The 17,462-nt window shown below is 73.1% G+C and carries 15 protein-coding genes, 2 tRNA genes and 1 other RNA gene; 6 read left to right on the top strand and 12 right to left on the bottom strand.

Annotation, left to right across the window (positions count from 1 at the left end; translation table 11 throughout):
* Positions 1-26: 26 nt before the first annotated feature.
* The gene (locus ACFP3R_RS02745; protein ID WP_380632352.1) at positions 27-3,284 is read left to right on the top strand and encodes an AfsR/SARP family transcriptional regulator; all 3,258 of its coding nucleotides are present in this window, start codon (positions 27-29) and stop codon (positions 3,282-3,284) included.
* A 139-nt stretch (positions 3,285-3,423) separates the two neighbouring features.
* Here the strand turns inward: ACFP3R_RS02745 and ACFP3R_RS02750 are convergent, their stop codons facing one another.
* From ACFP3R_RS02750 to ffs, 5 genes are all read right to left on the bottom strand, one after another.
* Positions 3,424-3,909 (bottom strand): uridine kinase family protein, encoded by a 486-nt coding sequence (locus tag ACFP3R_RS02750; RefSeq protein WP_380632354.1) that lies wholly within the window; start codon positions 3,907-3,909, stop codon positions 3,424-3,426.
* Complete coding sequence (gene recR, locus ACFP3R_RS02755; RefSeq protein ID WP_380632356.1) at positions 3,906-4,499, bottom strand: recombination mediator RecR; 594 nt, start codon at positions 4,497-4,499, stop codon at positions 3,906-3,908. The genes ACFP3R_RS02750 and recR overlap by 4 nt, the downstream gene beginning before the upstream one ends.
* Complete coding sequence (locus ACFP3R_RS02760; protein ID WP_380632359.1) at positions 4,499-4,846, bottom strand: YbaB/EbfC family nucleoid-associated protein; 348 nt, start codon at positions 4,844-4,846, stop codon at positions 4,499-4,501. The genes recR and ACFP3R_RS02760 overlap by 1 nt, the downstream gene beginning before the upstream one ends.
* A 53-nt stretch (positions 4,847-4,899) precedes the next feature.
* Positions 4,900-7,404: a DNA polymerase III subunit gamma and tau gene (locus tag ACFP3R_RS02765; protein ID WP_380632362.1), complete on the bottom strand. Its 2,505-nt coding sequence runs from the start codon at positions 7,402-7,404 to the stop codon at positions 4,900-4,902.
* A 55-nt stretch (positions 7,405-7,459) separates the two neighbouring features.
* Positions 7,460-7,554: signal recognition particle sRNA small type (gene ffs, locus ACFP3R_RS02770), an RNA gene on the bottom strand.
* A 90-nt stretch (positions 7,555-7,644) separates the two neighbouring features.
* On the opposite strand from ffs, the gene ACFP3R_RS02775 reads away from it, so the two are divergent.
* Together ACFP3R_RS02775 and ACFP3R_RS02780 are read left to right on the top strand one after the other, a co-directional pair.
* The gene (locus ACFP3R_RS02775) at positions 7,645-7,941 is read left to right on the top strand and encodes a hypothetical protein (RefSeq protein WP_380632364.1); all 297 of its coding nucleotides are present in this window, start codon (positions 7,645-7,647) and stop codon (positions 7,939-7,941) included.
* A complete protein-coding gene (locus tag ACFP3R_RS02780; RefSeq protein ID WP_380632366.1) occupies positions 7,935-8,207 on the top strand; it encodes a hypothetical protein in 273 nt (90 codons plus the stop codon). The genes ACFP3R_RS02775 and ACFP3R_RS02780 overlap by 7 nt, the downstream gene beginning before the upstream one ends.
* Here ACFP3R_RS02780 and ACFP3R_RS02785 read toward each other — a convergent pair.
* Both ACFP3R_RS02785 and ACFP3R_RS02790 read right to left on the bottom strand, forming a co-directional pair.
* Positions 8,204-9,145 (bottom strand): iron-siderophore ABC transporter substrate-binding protein, encoded by a 942-nt coding sequence (locus ACFP3R_RS02785; RefSeq protein WP_380632367.1) that lies wholly within the window; start codon positions 9,143-9,145, stop codon positions 8,204-8,206. The genes ACFP3R_RS02780 and ACFP3R_RS02785 overlap by 4 nt on opposite strands.
* 115 nt (positions 9,146-9,260) lie before the next feature.
* On the bottom strand, positions 9,261-10,400 hold the full coding sequence (locus tag ACFP3R_RS02790; protein WP_380632369.1) for a M35 family metalloendopeptidase: 1,140 nt from the start codon (positions 10,398-10,400) through the stop codon (positions 9,261-9,263).
* A 378-nt stretch (positions 10,401-10,778) separates the two neighbouring features.
* On the opposite strand from ACFP3R_RS02790, the gene ACFP3R_RS02795 reads away from it, so the two are divergent.
* Together ACFP3R_RS02795 and ACFP3R_RS02800 are read left to right on the top strand one after the other, a co-directional pair.
* Positions 10,779-10,863 (top strand) — tRNA-Ser (locus tag ACFP3R_RS02795).
* A gap of 163 nt (positions 10,864-11,026) precedes the next feature.
* The gene (locus ACFP3R_RS02800; protein WP_380632371.1) at positions 11,027-12,151 is read left to right on the top strand and encodes a hypothetical protein; all 1,125 of its coding nucleotides are present in this window, start codon (positions 11,027-11,029) and stop codon (positions 12,149-12,151) included.
* Positions 12,152-12,197: 46 nt separating this feature from the next.
* Here the strand turns inward: ACFP3R_RS02800 and ACFP3R_RS02805 are convergent, their stop codons facing one another.
* Positions 12,198-14,594 carry an endonuclease/exonuclease/phosphatase family protein gene (locus ACFP3R_RS02805; RefSeq protein WP_380632374.1) on the bottom strand — a complete coding sequence of 799 codons (2,397 nt, stop codon included), beginning with the start codon at positions 14,592-14,594 and terminating at the stop codon, positions 12,198-12,200.
* Between the two features lie 712 nt (positions 14,595-15,306).
* Here ACFP3R_RS02805 and ACFP3R_RS02810 point away from each other — a divergent pair.
* On the top strand, positions 15,307-15,519 hold the full coding sequence (locus tag ACFP3R_RS02810) for a hypothetical protein (protein ID WP_380632376.1): 213 nt from the start codon (positions 15,307-15,309) through the stop codon (positions 15,517-15,519).
* A 256-nt stretch (positions 15,520-15,775) separates the two neighbouring features.
* On the opposite strand, the gene ACFP3R_RS02815 is transcribed toward ACFP3R_RS02810, so the two are convergent.
* From ACFP3R_RS02815 to ACFP3R_RS02830, 4 genes are all read right to left on the bottom strand, one after another.
* Positions 15,776-15,997 (bottom strand): SMI1/KNR4 family protein, encoded by a 222-nt coding sequence (locus ACFP3R_RS02815; RefSeq protein ID WP_380632379.1) that lies wholly within the window; start codon positions 15,995-15,997, stop codon positions 15,776-15,778.
* A gap of 178 nt (positions 15,998-16,175) precedes the next feature.
* Positions 16,176-16,260 (bottom strand) — tRNA-Ser (locus ACFP3R_RS02820).
* 242 nt (positions 16,261-16,502) lie between these two features.
* A complete protein-coding gene (locus tag ACFP3R_RS02825) occupies positions 16,503-16,937 on the bottom strand; it encodes a nucleoside deaminase (protein WP_380632834.1) in 435 nt (144 codons plus the stop codon).
* A 23-nt stretch (positions 16,938-16,960) separates the two neighbouring features.
* Positions 16,961-17,449, bottom strand: a complete 489-nt coding sequence (locus tag ACFP3R_RS02830; RefSeq protein WP_380632382.1) for a tRNA adenosine deaminase-associated protein — start codon at positions 17,447-17,449, stop codon at positions 16,961-16,963.
* Positions 17,450-17,462: the final 13 nt, after the last annotated feature.

Below are 17,462 nucleotides of genomic sequence, written 5' to 3' on the forward strand. Positions count from 1 at the left end.
CACTCGCGCGGAGGGGAGGTCGCCCGGTGAGCCCAGTGGTCGAGTTCCGCGTCCTCGGCCCGCTCCAGGTGCTGGTGGACGGGGAGCGGCTGGCGGTCCGGGCGGGGCGGCAGCGCTCGCTGCTGGTGTCGCTGCTGATGCGGGCCGGGGCCGGGGTCTCGGTGGACGAGCTGGCGGAGCACATCTGGGGCGCCGACCCGCCCGCGCGGGCGCGCGGCACGCTCCAGACCTACGTGATGAGGCTTCGGCAGGTGCTCGGGCCCGCGGTGCCGATCCGGACCGTGCCCGACGGGTACCTGATCGACGTCGACGAGCGCACGATCGACGTGATGCGGTTCGAGCAGCTGGTCGAGGAGGGCGAGCGGGAGCGGGCCGCGGGCCGGCCGGAGTCCGCGTCGGCGATCTTCGCCGCGGCCCTGGCGCTGTGGCGGGGCCCGGCGATGGTGGACGTGCCGTCGGAGGTGCTGCACCGCGACGAAGTCCCCCGGCTGGGTGAACGCCGGCTGCACGCCGAGGAGCGCCGGTTCGAGGCGGACCTGGAGCTGGGCCGGCACGCCGAGGTGGTGCCCGAGCTGTACCGGCTGACCGGCGAGCACCCGCTGCGGGAGCGGCTGTGGTCGCTGCTGATGGTCGCGCTGTACCGGTCGGGGCGGCAGGCCGACGCGCTGGCCGCGTACCGCCGGGTCGGCGGCCTGCTGGCCGAGGAGCTGGGCATCGACCCCGGCGACGAGCTGCGGCGCGTGCACCAGCAGGTGCTGAGCTCCTCCCCCGCGCTGGAGGCGGGGCAGTCGGCGACCGCCGCGCGCGAGCGGGTGGTGCCCTCGCAGCTGCCCGCCGACATCGGCGACTTCGTGGGCCGCGAGCAGGCCGTCCAGCTGATCGAGGCGCTGCTGCGCACCGCGCAGGGCGTGCCGGTGGTGACGCTGGCCGGGCCGCCGGGCGTGGGCAAGACGGCGCTGGCCGTGCACTCGGCGCACAAGCTGCGGCACTTCTTCCCCGACGGGCAGCTGTACGTGAACCTGCGCGGCTACGCCTCGGGGCCGCCGCTGAGCGCGGTCGACGTGCTGCCGCGGTTCCTGCGGGCGCAGGGCGTGCCGCCGGGCGAGGTGCCGCTGGACCAGGACGAGCAGGAGGCGATGTTCCGGTCGCGGCTGACCGACCAGCAGGTGCTGCTGGTGCTGGACAACGCGGCCAACGCCGAGCAGATCCGGCCGCTGCTGCCCGGCTCGCCGGGGTGCGCGGTGCTGGTGACCAGCCGGGACACCCTGCGCGGGCTGGCCGTGAGCCACGCCGCGTCGAACGTGCGGCTCGACGTGCTGGACCGGACCGAGACGCGGGCGCTGCTGGCCGGGATGCTCGGCGAGGAGGTGGTGGCCGCGCAGTCGGGGGCCGCCGACGAGCTGGCCGCCCTGTGCGCGCACCTGCCGCTGGCGCTGCGCATCGCGGCGGCCAACCTGCTGTCGCGGCCGGAGATCACCATCGCCTCGTACGTGGAGGAGCTGCGGGCCGGCGACCGGCTGGCCGCGCTGGCCGTGGAGGGCGACGAGCGGGCCGCCGTGCACGCGGCGTTCGACCTGTCCTACACCGCGCTGAAGCCGGAGCTGGCGGCGCTGTTCCGGCTGCTCAGCCTGGCCCCGGGCGACATCACGCCGGACGTGGCGGCCGCCCTGGGCGGGCTGACCACCCAGGACGCCCGGCGGCGGCTCGACCGGCTGGCCACCGCGAACCTGGTCGACAACCACGCGCCCGGCCGCTACCAGTTCCAGGACCTGCTGCGGGACTACGCGGCCGAGCGGCTGGAGTACGAGGACGACCCGGCCGAGCGGGACCTGGCCGTGCGGCGGCTGCTGGACTGGTCGATCCGGTCGGTGGACAACGCGACCGACGCGTTCAAGAGCACCCTGCTGCGGCTGCCGCGGACCGGCGCGGCGGCGGGCGTGACGCCCCGGCTGTTCGCCTCCTCCGCCGAGGCGCTGGCCTGGCTCGACGCCGAGCGGGGCAACCTGGTGGCGCTGGTCGTGCACGCGGCCGACCGCAGGCCCGACCCGGACGTGTGGCAGCTGGCCGACGCGCTGCGCCGCTACTTCTACCCGACCGGGCTGCCGGTGGAGTGGCTGGCCACGGCCAAGGCGGGGCTGGCCGTGGCGCAGGCGACGCAGGACCCGGTGGGCGAGGTGGCGATGCTGTCCTCGCTGGGCACGCTGTACTGGGCGATCGGCCAGCACCGGGTGGCCGTGGACCACTTCCGCCGCACCATCCCGATCCAGCAGCGCACCGGCGCCGCGCCCGCCGCGGAGGCGGCCGTGCTGGCGAACCTCGGCGCGCTCTACATCGAGGTGGGCGAGCTGGAGCTGGCCGCCGACCACCTGGAGCGGGCGCTGGTGATCACCCGGTCCATCGGGGCGCTCCAGCAGGAGGGCATCGCCCAGCTGAACCTCGGCGGGGTCTACATGCAGCTCGGGCAGCTGGACCGGGCGGTGTCGTCGTTCGAGGGCGCGCTGGACGTCGGCAACCGGCTGGGCGCGTGGATGACGCAGGCCGACAGCCACCGGGCGCTGGCCGAGGCGCACCTGTTCCTGGGCGAGCCGGAGCGGGCGGCGCTGCTGTACGAGCGGTGCGGCGAGCTGTACGAGCGCGCGGGCGCGCGGCGGTTCGCGCACTTCTCGCACGAGGGCCTGGCGCTGGCCCACCTGATGCGCGGCCGGTTCGCGGAGGCCGAGGCCGAGGCCGGGCGGGCGGTGGACATCGCGGAGGGCCTGGACAACCTCAAGGGCGTGTGCGACGCGACGAACGCGCTGGGCGAGGCGCTGTGCGGGCTGGGGCGGTTGGACGAGGCGGTGGAGCGCACCACCGAGGCGCTGCGGGTCGCGGAGGAGACCGGCTACCCGATGGGCATCTGCGTGGCCCGCCGGGGGCTCGCGCTGGCGCACCGCGCGGCGGGTCGGCTGGACGAGGCCCGCTACTCGGCGCACCAGGCCCTGGACAGCGCCGTGCGCTACCGGCTGCGGCTGGCCGAGGTGGAGGTGCTGACCGTGCTGGGGCGGGTGCGGCTGGACCAGGGCGCCCTGGCGCAGGCGCTGGACCTGGCGCTGCGGGCGCTGGAGCTGAGCCGGAACACGGGGCAGCGGTTCGTGGGGGCGCGGGCGGCGCACCTGGCGGGCGACACCCTGGCCGCGTCGGGCGACCGGGACGGCGCGGTGGCGCACTGGCGGGCGGCGCTGGAGGGGTTCGGCGCGGTCGGCTGCTCGCCGGAGGCCGAGGTCGTGCGCCGGTTGTTGGGGTAGCTCCCGGGAGGGCGGGTGGCTCGCCGGGCGGCGAGGTGGCCCCGGGCGGGTTCCGCCCGGACATCCGGGCAGCCGGTGGCCCCAGGTCGTCGAGCCGGTCGTGGGCGGTGCCGCGTGGCCCCCGGGCGGCTCGCGGCGCTCAGTCCACCGTGACCACGCGGGTCGCCCGCGCCCTGGTGCCGTCCACGGCGAACCAGCCCCGCTCGAACGCCTGCCAGCGCTCCAGGTGGGCGCGGCTCGCCGCGCCGTCCCGGGCCACGGCCCTGGCCAGCCGCTCCGCCGGGTCCGGCAGCTCCACCCACACGGCCTCGTCCAGGCGTGGCGCGATGGCGCGCCGCGCGGCCGACACGCCCTCGACGACCAGGACGCCCGACACCGGCACGGTGACCCACCCGCCGAGCCTGGGCCAACCCTCCGACCAGTCCACGCGCCGGTAGCGCCCCGGCTCCCCCCGCCACAGGGGTTCCAGGACCCCGTGCAGCAGGCGCGGCCACCACGCGACCGGGTCGGTCCACGTGGCGAAGTGGTCCGTCGGGACCACGGGCGCGCCCAGCTCCCCGGCCAGCCGCGCCGCGTGGGTCGACTTGCCCGAGCCGGACGGGCCGTCGACCGCGACGAGCCTCACATGCTGCGCCGGCCGGACAGCGCCCGACCGAGGGTCAGCTCGTCGGCGAACTCCAGGTCACCGCCCATCGGCAGGCCCGAGGCCAGCCGGGTGACGGTGAGGCCGGGGAAGTCGCGCAGCATCCGCACCAGGTAGGTGGCGGTCGCCTCGCCCTCGGTGTTGGGGTCCGTGGCGATGATGATCTCGTTGACGTCCGTGCCGATGCGCGTGAGCAGCTGCTTGATCCGCAGCTGGTCCGGCCCGACGCCCGACAGCGGGTCGAGCGCGCCGCCCAGGACGTGGTAGCGCCCCTTGAACTCCCGGGTCCGCTCCACCGCGAGCACGTCCTTCGGCTCCTCCACCACGCAGATCAGCGTCAGGTCGCGGCGCGGGTCGCGGCAGATGCGGCAGGTCGTCTCGGCGGAGACGTTGCCGCACACGTCGCAGAACACCACGCCGTCCTTGACCTTCTGCAGGGCGTCCTGGAGCCGGCCGATGTCGGCCGGGTCCGCGGCGAGCAGGTGGAAGGCGATGCGCTGCGCGCTCTTCGGACCGACGCCCGGCAGGCGGCCGAGCTCGTCGATCAGGTCCTGGACGGGCCCCTCGTACATCAGCCGAACAGCTTCCCGAGACCGCCGAGGTCGTCCATCCCGCCCATGCCCGCGGCCAGCGGGCCCATCTTCTGGGCGGCCAGCTCCTGGGCGGCTCGGTTCGCGTCGCGCACGGCGGCGACGACCAGGTCGGACAGCGTCTCGACGTCGTCCGGGTCGACCACCTCCGGGTCGATCTCCAGGCGCTTGAGCTCACCGCCGCCGGACACCACCGCGGTCACCAGACCACCGCCCGCGGTACCGGTCAGCTCGGATTCGGCCAGCTCCTGCTGGGTGGCCGCGAGCTTCTGCTGCATCTCCTGCGCCTGCTGGAGGATCTGCTGGATGTTGGGCCCACCGGGTTGCACCGCGGGTTCCTCTCTTCCGGGTTTGCCGCCGTTCACCAGCGTAGCCGCGTCGATCAGCCCTTCAACGGGCGAGCACCCAGCTCGTCGGCCAGGAGCTTGAGCACCACGGCCTCCGGGTCGAGTCCCCGATCGCCCTCCTCGGTCGGTCGGGCGGCCTCGGCGAGCATCTCCTCCTCGTCGACCGGTTCCGGCGGGAGGGGGTCGTCGGGCTCGGGCGGTTCGGGCGGCGGCGGGATGTCGTCGGCGGGCGCCGACGAGGCGGACGGGGCCTGCCGGGACGGCTCGGGCCGGCGCGGCTGGGCCGCCTGGCTGGGCCTGGTCGGGGCGGGCCGCTGCGGTTTCTGCTGCACCGGGCGGGTCGGGGCGGCGCTCGGCTCGCCGTGGACGCACTTCACCTGCCACGTGCCGCCCAGGACCTGGGCGAGCGCGGCGGAGATGGCGTCGACGTTGCGCGGTTCGGCCAGGCGGCGGGCCAGCGGGGCGGACGGGTGGGTCAGGGTGACCACGCCGCCGTCCACGTCGGACACCGCTGCGTTGGTGAGCATCGCCTCGGTGCTGCGGCTGGTGCCCCGGACCACGCCCAGCAGCTCGGGCCAGCGGCGGCGCAGCTCGGCCACGTCGAGGCCGGCCGGGCCGGTGGGCGCGGGGTGTTCGGCGAGTGCGGGGTGTTCGGCCTGCGGGGCGGGCGCGGGGCGCTCGACCGGTGCGGGGCGCTCGGCGGGTCGTTCGGCGGCCGGCCGGGTCGCGGGCGTGGCCGGGCGGTCGGGCGGCGGGGCCGCCTGGGCCGGGACCTGCCGCGCGGCGGGCGCTGCCGCCGGGTGGTCGGCCGGCGGGGAGGAAGCCGCCGGGTGGGCCGCTGCGGGTTGGGAGGCCGCCGGGGAGGTCGCCGGGTGGGGCGCTGCGGGCTCGGGCGTCGCGGGCCGGGGCGCGGTCTGCGGCGCGGCGGACGGTGCGGCCTGCGTCGCGGCGGCCCGCGGGCCGGGAGCCTGAGAACCGGGAGCCTGCGGGCTCGGCGGAGCCTGCGGCGGGGCAGCCGGTGGCCCGGCCTGCGGTGCGGGCTGGTGCGCGACCGCGTGGTGCGCGACCTGCGGTGCGGGCTGCGGTGCGGGCTGCGGTGCGGGCTGCGGTGCGACCTGCGGTGCGGCCGCGTGGTTCGCGGCCGGCTGGTGCGCAGCCGGCGGTGCGGTGCGATTCGCGGCCGGCTGGTGCGCAGCCGGCGGTGCGGTGCGGTGCGCGGCCGGCTGGTGCGCGGCCGGCTGGGGGGTGTGGGGTGCGGCGGAGTGGTCCCCGCCGGCCTGCGGGGCGTCCCCGGGCCGCTGCGAGGGGCGCTGGAACGTCCGACCGGCGGGCGCGCCGCCGTTCCCGGCCGCACCCCCGTTCCCGGTCGCGCCACCGGCCGGCGGGCCGTGGCGCTCCAACTGCTCGACCCGCTGGAGCAGGCCCGACTCGACGTCACCCACCGAGGGCAGCAGCATCCGCGCCACCACCAGCTCCAGCAGCAGCCGGGGCGCGGTGGAGCCGCGCATCTCGGTCAGGCCCTGGTGCAGCACCTCGGCCCACCGGGTGACCGTCGCGGGCCGGGTCGCGTCGCGCTGGGCCGCCATCTTGGCCAGCTCGTCGGCGGGCGCGTTCACCAGGCCGCGCTCACCCGCGTCCGGCACCGCGTGCAGCAGCACGAGGTCGCGCAGCCGGTCCAGCAGGTCCGAGGCGAACCGGCGCGGGTCGTGGCCCGCCTCCACCAGCCGGTCGACGGTGCCGAACACCGTCGAGCCGTCGCCGGTGGACAGGCCGTCCACCACGTCGTCGATCAGCGCCACGTCGGTCACGCCGAGCAGCGAGATCGCCCGCTCGTACCGCACGCCCTCCGGCCCGGCGCCGGACAGCAGCTGGTCCATGACCGACTGCGTGTCGCGCGCCGAACCGCCACCCGCACGGATGACCAGCGGGAACACCGCCGGCTCGACCACCACGCCCTCGGCCGCGCAGTTGCGCTCCAGCAGCGCCCGCATGTCCCTGGGCGGGATCAGCCGGAACGGGTAGTGGTGGGTGCGCGAGCGGATGGTGGGCAGCACCTTGTCCGGCTCGGTGGTGGCGAAGATGAAGATCAGGTGCTCGGGCGGCTCCTCCACGATCTTCAGCAGGGCGTTGAAGCCCTGCGTGGTGACCATGTGGGCCTCGTCGATGATGAACACCCGGTAGCGCGCCTCGACGGGCGCGTAGAACGCCTTGTCGCGCAGCTCGCGGGCGTCGTCCACGCCGCCGTGGCTGGCCGCGTCCAGCTCCACCACGTCCACGCTGCCCGGCCCGTTGGGCGCGAGTCCGACGCACGAGTTGCAGTCGCCGCACGGCTCGGGCGTGGGGCCCTTCACGCAGTTCAGCGAGCGCGCCAGGATGCGGGCGCTGGAGGTCTTGCCGCAGCCGCGCGGCCCGGAGAACAGGTACGCGTGGTTGACCCGGCCCGCCCCCAGGGCGACGCGCAGCGGATCGGTGACGTGCTCCTGCCCGACGACCTCGCCGAAGGTCGCCGGTCGGTACTTGCGGTAGAGGGCGAGCGCCACGTCGGCGACCTTACCGGGAGGGTCCGACACCCCCGTCGGGCCCGGTGGGTGAGACGAAAGGGGACCCCGTGCACCCACCAGAGCCCACTTATCCTTGCTGCCTTCCGGCCCTGGGGAGGTTCATGGGATGTGTGCCGCACGAGGTCCGCGGTCAGTGTAGCCAATGCCCCTGGACGACCTCGCGGCGGGCACGGGAAACTCTTCACCGACATCGGTAACTCCCGGTGAAGGAGGAACGCCATGAGGGTCCTGCTCCTCGCGTGCGCCACCCTGCTCCTCGCCGCCGGCACGGCGGCGGCCGACCCGGTCGTGCCCAGGCACGCCATCGTCGTCTGCCAGACGGCGAGCTTCTACGGCAACTACGACCACTCGTCCGGTCCGGTCCAGTTCAAGCGGACGCTGACCTACGGCAACAAGATCGGCCACACGCCCGGCGCCCACCCCGTCTACAACGGCTGGGCGGCGAGCATGGACTTCGGCCCCAACGACTGGGGCTACCTGCGCGCCGAGTGCATCGGGGGGTACGACTCGTGGTGACCAGAGCGCTGCTCGTGGCGGCGGTCGCCCTGGTGGCGACCGCCGCACCCGCCCAGGCGGCCAACGGCACCGTCGGGAAGCGCGAGACCGTGTGCGCGACCGACCTCTACGTCCGCACCGCGCCCAACGACGGCCCGTGGATGGGCACCCTCTACCGGGGTCAGACGTTCCTGGTGAAGGGCCCCAAGGTCGGCAACTACGTCTACGGCTTCGCCTACGGCCACATCAACGCGAACGGCTGGGTGGCCGACGGCTGGTTCTGCTAGAGCCCGAGCGCCCGGCCGAACAGCGGCACCGCGTTGTCCAGCGCGTAGGCCGTGCCGAGCGACGAGCCGCTGGAGAAGGCGTTGACCAGGGCCTTGTCCTCCAGGACCAGCGCCTTCTCCGGCACCAGCGGGTTGCCCTTCAGCGCGCTCGCGTCGCCGCCGATCGGGAACAGCACGGTCAGGTCGGCGGCGAGCAGGTCCAGCCGCTCCGCCGAGATGTCGACGTAGAACGAGCCGGACGCCAGCTCCTCGACCTCCCGGCGCGGCGTGAAGCCGATGGCCCTCATGAAGTCGGTGCGGGCGTCGCCGGAGACGTACGCGCCGAACTTGCCGTCGAAGTACGCGCCGACGACGGTGGTCTTGCCGTCGAACTTCCGGTTGTCGGCGAACTTCGCCTGGAGGTCGCTGATGATCTTCCGGCCCTCGTCCTCCTTGAACAGGGCCTTGGACACCAGTTCGACCTGCTGCTCCCAGGTCGTGCCGTACTGGATCACGTCCTTCGGCGCGCCGATCGTGGGCGCGATCTTGGCCAGCGTCTCGTACTTGGCCTGGTCGTTGTCCGACCGGGTGTTGAGGATCAGGTCGGGCTGGAGCGCGGCGACCGCCTCGTAGTCGATCTCCGTGGTGCCCAGCAGCTGCGGCGCCTGCCCGTACAGGCCCTCCGCCCACGGGCCGACGCCCTTGCCGCCGAACCCGAGCCAGTCGCTCGCGCCCACCGGCTGCACGCCCAGGGCCAGCGCGGTCTCCGCGTCGGACCAGCCGAGCGCGACCACCCGCGTCGGGGGCTCCTCGACGGTGACCGGGCCGAACCGGGTGTCGACCGTCACCGCCCCCGGGGCGGCGTCCTGCCCGCTTTCCGGGTTTTCCCCGTCATCACCACCGCCGCCGCAAGCGGCCAGCAGCAGTGCGGACAGGACGACCACGAGACCACGCTTCACCTTGCACCTCCTTAGGTGAGCCTAACCGAAGAAGTGGTTGTGGCCGCACACAAGGGGTGGCGCTGTGACCAAGACGTCGTCCGGACCCGACCGGCGACCGGGTCCGGGCGCGCGTTCAGGACGTGGTCTCGGCGAAGTACTCGTAGTTGTCCGCGTTCCGCACGGCCTTCCCGGGCTCCTCCTCGGCCAGCCGGAGCGCGGCCTCGGTGCCGTAGACGTGGTCCTCGGTGTGGGCGGCCGCGTGGCTGAGCTCGTGCACGACCGTGCCCGCCTTGGAGTCGAGGCCGGTCATCTCGATCCGCCAGAACACCGGGCACAACCACACGGCTTTCGCGTCGAAGTAGGTGTAGGCGTAGTAGTCGTCCCGGCACCCCTCGCCGTGCGGGGTGTAGGTGATGGTCTCCTGCGTGAAATAGCGCAGGACGGCACCGTAGGAATCGTGCACGCGCCGGTAGCGGTTCTCGCCGAAGGCGCCGAACCACTTCTTGTAGCGCGGCGGGGGCGCCTCGCCCTCGGGCACCTCCCGGAACGCGTCACGCGTGTAGCGGAAACCCTGCTCGTGCGCCCTGGTGATCTGCCCCCGCTCGGTGTCCGTGCCCCCGTCGAACGCCGGCGGGTTCGGCTCGGCGCGCCCGGCCGGGGTCGCGGCGGCGCGGCGGGCGGTCTCGCCGCCGGTGGTCCGGGCCGGGCCGCCGGGCAGCACGCGGAAGCCCACCGCGACCGGCTCCAGCGCGACCCCGGCGAGGTCGGCGCGGGCGCGGGCCGACGGGGCGCCGGTGACCACGTCGCGCAGGCGGGCGTCGAGGGTCGCGGTGTAGTCACCGGGCTCGGTGATGGCGAACGCCGAGGTCAGGTCGAAGGACGCGTGGACCGCGCCACCCGCCGGGACCGGCGCGTACGAGGCGGCGGACGGGTCGCCGCGCTTGATCGAGCGGCCGTCGTAGGGCACCTCGACGCCGGCGCGGTGGACGCGGACGAAGCGGAGGGTGCCGCCCTCCATCGGGGTGTCCCACACCAGCACCGACACGTCGCGGTCGGTGGCGTTGCGCAGCTCGAAGTCGAGCACCACGGGATCGCCGAGCCGGTGCTCGGGCGCGGTGGTCAGGGAGACGGGGAAATCGGTGGTCACGGAATTCCCGATCGCGTTCGGACCCGGCGTCGCGGCGGCGGTGGCGGCAGTGGCGGCGGCGGTGGCGCCGGTCAGGAGCAGCGCGGTCAGCACGGCCACCGGGGCGGCGGACCTCTTCTTCGCCATTCGGCTTTCCCCTCACGGGATTCGACGGGGTTCCCCGCTCCCCGCGAACCGGGACGCGGGCGGACCAGCCGAACGTACGAGGTGCTCCGCGAGGAGTTGAGGTGCGCGTTTCGGGATCACCCGGCGGGAACGGCCGGTTCAGCCGTCGGGACCCGAACACGCCGTTCCGGTGACCCCCGGCTGCCACGGGAGGGGGAAGCTCGCACGACCGGGTCCACCCGGGCGGGTACTACCGCCGAACCCGTCGCCGTCCCCACGGAACCCGTCGCCGCCGTCACCACCGGCCGGCGAACCCGTCGCCGTTCCCACCACCCGCCGGAGAACCCGCGCCCACCAGCCGTTTTGGGCGGGGAGCGGCCGTCCGTTAGACTTCCCGGCGGAGGATTCGCATAGTGGCCTAGTGCGCACGACTGGAAATCGTGTTGGGTTAACCCCCTCACGGGTTCAAATCCCGTATCCTCCGCTGGCCGGGGACCCCGACACCACGTGTCGGGGTCCCCGCCACGTTCGGGGTACACCCATTGCCCCGCCGGGTTCGACGTGGGCACGCTGGGTGGACCAACCCACCGGATCGCCGACCGACGTCGCGACCGACCGGCCGGCGCACGAGCCGCCGAGGTGTTCCCGTGCCCCACGACCGGACGACCCCCGAAGAAGCGGTCCCGCTCCCTCTCCGCGCCACCCGCGCCGCAGCACCCGCCCAGGCCCGACCGGGGCCGGTCGGCGTTCCCGGTTTCCTGGCGCTGCAACGCGCCGCCGGGAACCGGGCGACGGCCCTGGCGGTCCAGCGGGCGGCCGACCCGAAGGAGGGGCTGTGGAGCGCGGACACCGATCGCCTCATGGCTGCGAAGAAGACGCACACGTGGAAGGACCAGGCGTGGGACGGCGAACGGGTGTCGTTCAACACCGGGTTCAAGGAAAAACTGATCAACGAGAAGTGGCGTGATTCAAAGGTCCTGATGACCGACCGCAGCCACAAGAGGGAAGCCGTCCGGACGTTCCACGACGAACCGCACCTCGGCAACTGGGTCCCCCTGACCGCTTTCCAAATCGATCACATCCTGCCCTGGGACACCATCAAGAGTTCCCTGTGGGACATCGCACACTGGGCGGAGAAAAACGGGAAGGAAATCAAGTCCTGGAAGGGCAGGATCGAGGAAGAAGAACGAGGGACCAAGTTTGAAGAACTCTTCCTGAACACGGAGAAGGACGGCTGGCACCCCACTTTGTTCGCCGCCAGGATGTACTACCACAACGTGGAGAACCTCCAACCGATGGAAGGTTCGCTCAACGCGGCGAAGGGCGCGAGCAGGAAGGACGCGTTCGAGGAGTACGCCGACAAGATCTCGAAGGTGGGAGAGAACCAACTGGTGCTGGAACAGCGCTTGACCAGGTACTACCTCACCCTGCTGCACCAGGTGCAGACGATCGGGCACCACGGCGGGGGCAACTACGACAGGGAGACGTGGGGAAAATTGGAACACCTGTTGAAAACGATGAGCGACACAGCCGATGAGCTGGGAGCTTTCCACACCGAGGTGCGATCGGGTTCCGACACCGCCACGCCGAAGAGCAAAATGCGGATCCGTGAACCCATCGACACCCCGTCGACACCGCAGCAACTGCGGAGAACTCTCCGACCACCTTCTCCCGACGCCGCCGCCGCTCTCGGCGAGAACGACGAACTCAACACGGCGTTCTACGGGCATTCCGATTCAGAGGAGAGGGAATCGAGCTCGGAGAGCGACTGAGGGGCGGCCCCGTCCGGGACCGCCCCTCTCGTGCGTCGTCGCGCCACTACCGGGGCAGGCACTCCAGGACGTCCTCCAGCAGGAAGACGACCTTGTCGACGCTCGCGTTGCCGGTGCTCGGGCGCAGCTTCACGACCTGCGGGTCGTGGTCGCTGGCCTGGTCGGCGAACTCCGCGTTGATGTGCACCACGTCGTAGCGGTAGCGGGTGATGTTCGAGCTGATCAGGATGTGGTCGAGGGTCTGCGAGTTGCCCTCGAACACGTAGCTGTACCGCTCGGCCTCGGGGAGGGTGTTCATCAGGGCGACGACCTGCCCGCCCGCGGTCAGGGAGTTGACGACCGGGGAGAACTGGTAGTCGTTGATGTCGCCCGCGAGGACGACGTTGGCGCCCTTGTCGACCGCCTTCACCCGGTCCACGAAGCCCTTGAGCAGCGCGGCCTGCTGGAGGCGCTGCACCTCGGAACCGCGGGTCGGCTCCTGGTAGCGGCCGTGCATGGCCTGGTCGCCGCCCTTGGAGTTGAAGTGGTTCGCGACCACGAAGACCGTGCGGCCGCGGAACTTGAACTCGCCGGCCAGCGGCTTGCGGCTGCTGCCCCACGCCGGGTCGGCGGGCGCGATGCGGCCCGGCGACACCGACAGCGCCGCGCGGCCGTGCTGCTTCACGACCTCGACCGGGGTGGTGGCGTCGCCGCCCGCGCGGTCCACGAAGGACACGCGGTCCGGGTTGAACAGGAACGCGACCCGGATGTTGCCGCCCGGCGCGCCGCCGTCCGCCCCGTCGACCGGGTTGATCTGGCGCCACCGGTAGCGCGGGCCGCCCGCGGCCGCGATGGCGTCGGTGAACCTGGCGAAGGTCGCGTCCGCGGCGACCGTGCCGTCGTTGGTGGTGCCGTTGTCGTCCTGGATCTCCTCCAGCACGACCACGTCCGGGCTCGCCAGGTTCGCCACCACGGCGGCGGCCAGGCGGTCGAACTTGGCCTGGTCGTTGGTCGCGGCCAGGTTCTCCACGTTGTAGGTGGCCACGGACAGCTCGTAGCCGCGCTGCGCGTCGGTGACCTCCGGCTGGAGGCCGCCCGGAACGTGCTCGCCCACCGACTTGGCCGCGAGGACGTAGCCGCCGAAGTTGGCGTACTCGATGTTGCCGAGGGTCGCGCCCCGCCAGGTGTCGCCGACATTGCTCTTGGTCGGCGTCGCGCTGCCCGGCTTGACCTTGATCCGGCCGTTGTTCGGCCGGTCGTAGCCGAGGTAGATCGTGCCGCCGCGCGCGGTCGGGTTCTGGTCCGGCGCGAGCGTCACAAAGGTCTCGTTGAAGTTGTTGGTCGGCCCGACCACGCGGAGGTCGTCGGCCTGGACGTACATGCCCTCGCGGGACTCGAAGTAGTCCAGCGCGTAGGTGGCCGGGTCGAGCGGGAGCTGCTCGATGGAGCCGCCGCCCGCGGTCGGCAGGTAGCCCGCGGGGACGGAGAGGACCTCCGGCGCCGGCAGGGCGTTGCCCTTGGACCTCACGGTGACCGCGGCGCCGGTCAGCTCGGTGAGGGTCTGGAACGAGTTGGCCGCCGTGTCCCCGTCCGGCCGGTACTCGGCGACCGTGCCGGTGACCAGCACGTCGTCGCCCGGCTCCACGGTCGGGTTCAGGCCCGCGGTGTAGACGAACAGGCCCTCGCTGGTGCGCGGGTCGGCGTCCGGGGCGGTGTCCTGGAACCAGAAGCCGCGGTCACCGGTGGTGCGCACGGCGGTGACGACGCCCGGGACGCCCGCGACCCGCTGACCCGCCAGCGGCGAGAGGCGGGTGGTGCCCTGGATGTCGCGGATGCGCTTGTCCCCCGGCTCGGGGTCGGGGTCCGGGTCCGGACCGCCCGGACCCTGGCCGGCGGAGTTGACCGGCGTCGGCGCGCCCACGGCGAAGTCGGCGGCGTTGTCGTCGGTGTCGGTCAGCGCGGTGCGCGCGGCCGAGGTGGTGTTGCCCAGGTTGCCGGTGGGGGTGGTCTCGCGGACCACGGTGGACGTGCCGTAGCCGACCAGGTCGCGGACGCGGGTGTCGGCGCCGCAGTCGGCGGCGGTCTTGCAGGTCAGCGCCGCGGTGCCGGTGACCAGCGCGATGGTGCCCCCCGTGCCGCTCATCGCGGTGGTGCCGGTGGCGTCCGGGGTGGGCAGCTCGACCGTGCCGCCGGCGCCCTTGGCCTGCGCGACGAGGAACCTGCCGCCGGGGGCGATCGAGCCGGTCAGCGGGGTGACCTGCCACTGGCTGCTCGGGCTCGCGGAGGCGGGCAGGTACTGGACGCTCCAGCCGTCGACGGCGACCGGGGCGGCGCCGCGGTTGGCCAGCTCGACGAAGTCCCGGGTCAGGGTCGCGCCGGAGTTGCCGCCGCCGCCGTAGACCTCGGCGACGAGGGCGTCCGGGCTCGGGGCCGCGAGGATCGGCGTGGCGAGGGCTAGCGTCACGGCCGAGGCGGCGGTGACCGCTACTCCGAGGCGGAGCGGAGTGGGTCTCAAGGGGTCCTCCGGAAGTTGGCGGGTGCGCGCATCCTCCCCGGATCGAGTGAACGGCGGTAGTCACCGTCACTAACTGTTGACCCAGCCCACCCTCTCGAACGTGTGTTCGAGTGGTGAGGTAGAGTGCCGGACGCGCATCCGATCGGTGGCCCTCCCAGCGCCGACCCGGGTGCGGTGCGCACGACAGGGGCGCCGACCCGGCCTGACGAGGTGCGGATCGGCGCCCCTGTGCCATTCCGGAGCGCGTTGCCGACCTGTTCCGGCGCGGCCGTCCGCTGTTCGCGTGAATCCGCGCGTTACCGCTGGCGATCATTTCGGCGGGGGTTTAGCGTTGCCTGGAGATGTGCTGCGGTCGCCCGACCTTCCCGGGCCCACCGTCATCAAGCTGCAACGCTCTGACCAGCGCACTTCAGCTGCCAAAGGTGTGAGGTAAATCACACCAGAGGACATACCTCAGCGGACGGTGTCGATCTCGTGACGCTCCGCCGTGCCGCGTGGTCCGGGAGTGTGAATTCACCGGTGATGCCCTTGCCCAGGACCCCGGGTCGGGTTTACAACGGGAATACCGGTGTGGCGATCGCCGGCCTCCGGGGATATCCCCCATCTTACCGGATGATCCATTGATCGGAATTCGAGCGGACCCCGGCCCTACGCTCCTCCCATGACAGCTCTTGCCGGCGCCTACCCGTGGGCGTTCGTGGTCGTCGTCGCGCTGGTCCTGGTCTTCGTATTCGGCGTCGTGTGGCTCGTGCTGAGCAAGAAGGGCAAGAACGACGAGGTGGTCATCCGCCTCTTCCCGAAACCGGAGATCACGATCGGCAGAACCGTCAGCCGACAGCGGCAGGTGACGGCGCCCCGCCAGGGACGCCGATAACCGACCCCGCCGCCGCCCCGGCAGCGCGGCCGGGGTGGCGGGGCAGGGTCGCGAGGGAGACCGGGCAGCGGTTTTTCCTGGGCGTGGCCTCGGGGTGCGGTTCGGGGAGCCGCGCCCCGGGGAGGCGATCCAGGGCGGCAGCCCGGAGCAGGACGGGGTTCACCCGCGCGGCAGCGGGTGGACCCCGTTCCCGGTCGGCGGGGTGGAATCGTGAACCCGCGGTGAACCCCGGGGGCGGAATCCCGTGGTTCGGGGTTCAGCAGGGCTCCAGCCCAGCCAGGAACCCCACCCAGCTCTCCGCCAGTTCGACCAGGTCCTCCTCCGCCGGAGGCCGGCCCTCGTCCGCTTCCTCGTGGTCCCAGAACCACACGGATCCGCGGTCGTTCTCCTCCAGCTGACCGCCGTCCTGCTCCAGCAGGTGGTCGCGGTACTCGCCCGGCAGGGCGTGACCGATTCGTTCTTCCAGCCGTGCGAGCAACCCCGGCTCAACCGGGGGCTCGCGGCGAAGGTACTCGACCGGCATGGCTGACCACTTCCCCTTCTCCACCGGTCTCGCACCCCCGGGGTGCCGAACCGTCGAGGAGCGGACCGCGACCACAAAGCCACCGAACGTCAGAGCCCCGGTTGCCGTGATCGGCAACCGGGGCTCTGAGCAGCGGTGGCGGTGGGATTTGAACCCACGGAGGCTTTCACCTCACACGCTTTCGAGGCGTGCTCCTTCGGCCGCTCGGACACGCCACCGCCGAGAACAATACAAGACCGGCCGGGGGTGATCCAAATAGGGGTCGGTTCGCATCGGAGGTGCTGGTCAGAGGGGTGGAGCGGGGGTCAGGAGGCACGGAGCTGGGCAGAAGGGCGGGGCCGGGACAGAGGCAATGCGGCGAGGGTCGAGAAGGCGTGGGGAGCGCGGGACGGGGTCTGGAGACGTGAAGGGTGGGGCGGCGGGCAGGGGCGTGGGCAGGGGCGTGGGGCGGGAGCGGAGGTCAGGGGTTGCGGAAGAAGGACTCCACCAGGGCCGCGCACCTGGCCTCCAGGACGCCGCCCACCACCTCGGGTCGGTGGTTGAGCCTTCGGTCGCGGACCACGTCCCACAGGGAGCTGACGGCGCCCGTGCGGGGTTCCCAGGCCCCGAAGACCACCCGGTCGATCCTCGACAGGACCAGGGCGCCGGCGCACATGGTGCAGGGTTCGACGGTGACCGCCAGGGTGCAGCCGGTCAGGCGCCAGCCGTCGCCGTGTGCGGCGGCGGCGGCTCTCAGGGCCAGCACCTCGGCGTGGGCGGTCGGGTCGCCCAGGGCCTCGCGGGCGTTGCAGGCCCTGGCCAGCTCCCGGCCGTCCGGGCCGTAGACGACCGCGCCGATGGGGATGTCGCCGGTTTCCGGGGCTCGGGCGGCGACCTCCAGCGCGGCCTCGACCATGGCCTCGTACGGCTTGCCGGTGGTCACGCCTGGATGGTGTCCAGGACCTTGGTGAACTCGTCGGCGAAGCCGCACCGCTGGGCGATCATCTGGAGCTGCTCGTCCGGGTACAGCTCGACCTCGTCGACGATCACCTGCAACTCGTGCTGCGGCATCCCGACGTCGGCCAGGACGGCGAGGTCGCCCTCCGGCCACAGTTCGTCGTCCTCCTCGTCGGGCGGGTCCACCCGGAGCAGGTCGAGGACGTCGGCGGCGATGTCGTAGTCCAGCGCCGCGGCGGCGTCGGACAGCAGCAGCGCCACGCCGCCCGGGACCGGGCGCAGGATGATGAAGAACTCGTCGTCCACCGCGAGCATCCCGAAGACGGCACCCGTCGAGCGCAGTTGGCGCAGTTCCGTGATGGCCGCGTCGAGTTCTGACAGCGCGGAGCTGTCCATCTTGCTGCACCGCCAACGACCGTCCTCGCGGACCACCGCGACAGCGAAGCCGTTGACCGGCTCCTGGTGTGCCATGTGCACACCGTAG

The sequence above is a fragment of the Saccharothrix lopnurensis genome, from assembly GCF_042658445.1.
Classification (GTDB): Bacteria; Actinomycetota; Actinomycetes; order Mycobacteriales; family Pseudonocardiaceae; genus Actinosynnema; species Actinosynnema lopnurensis.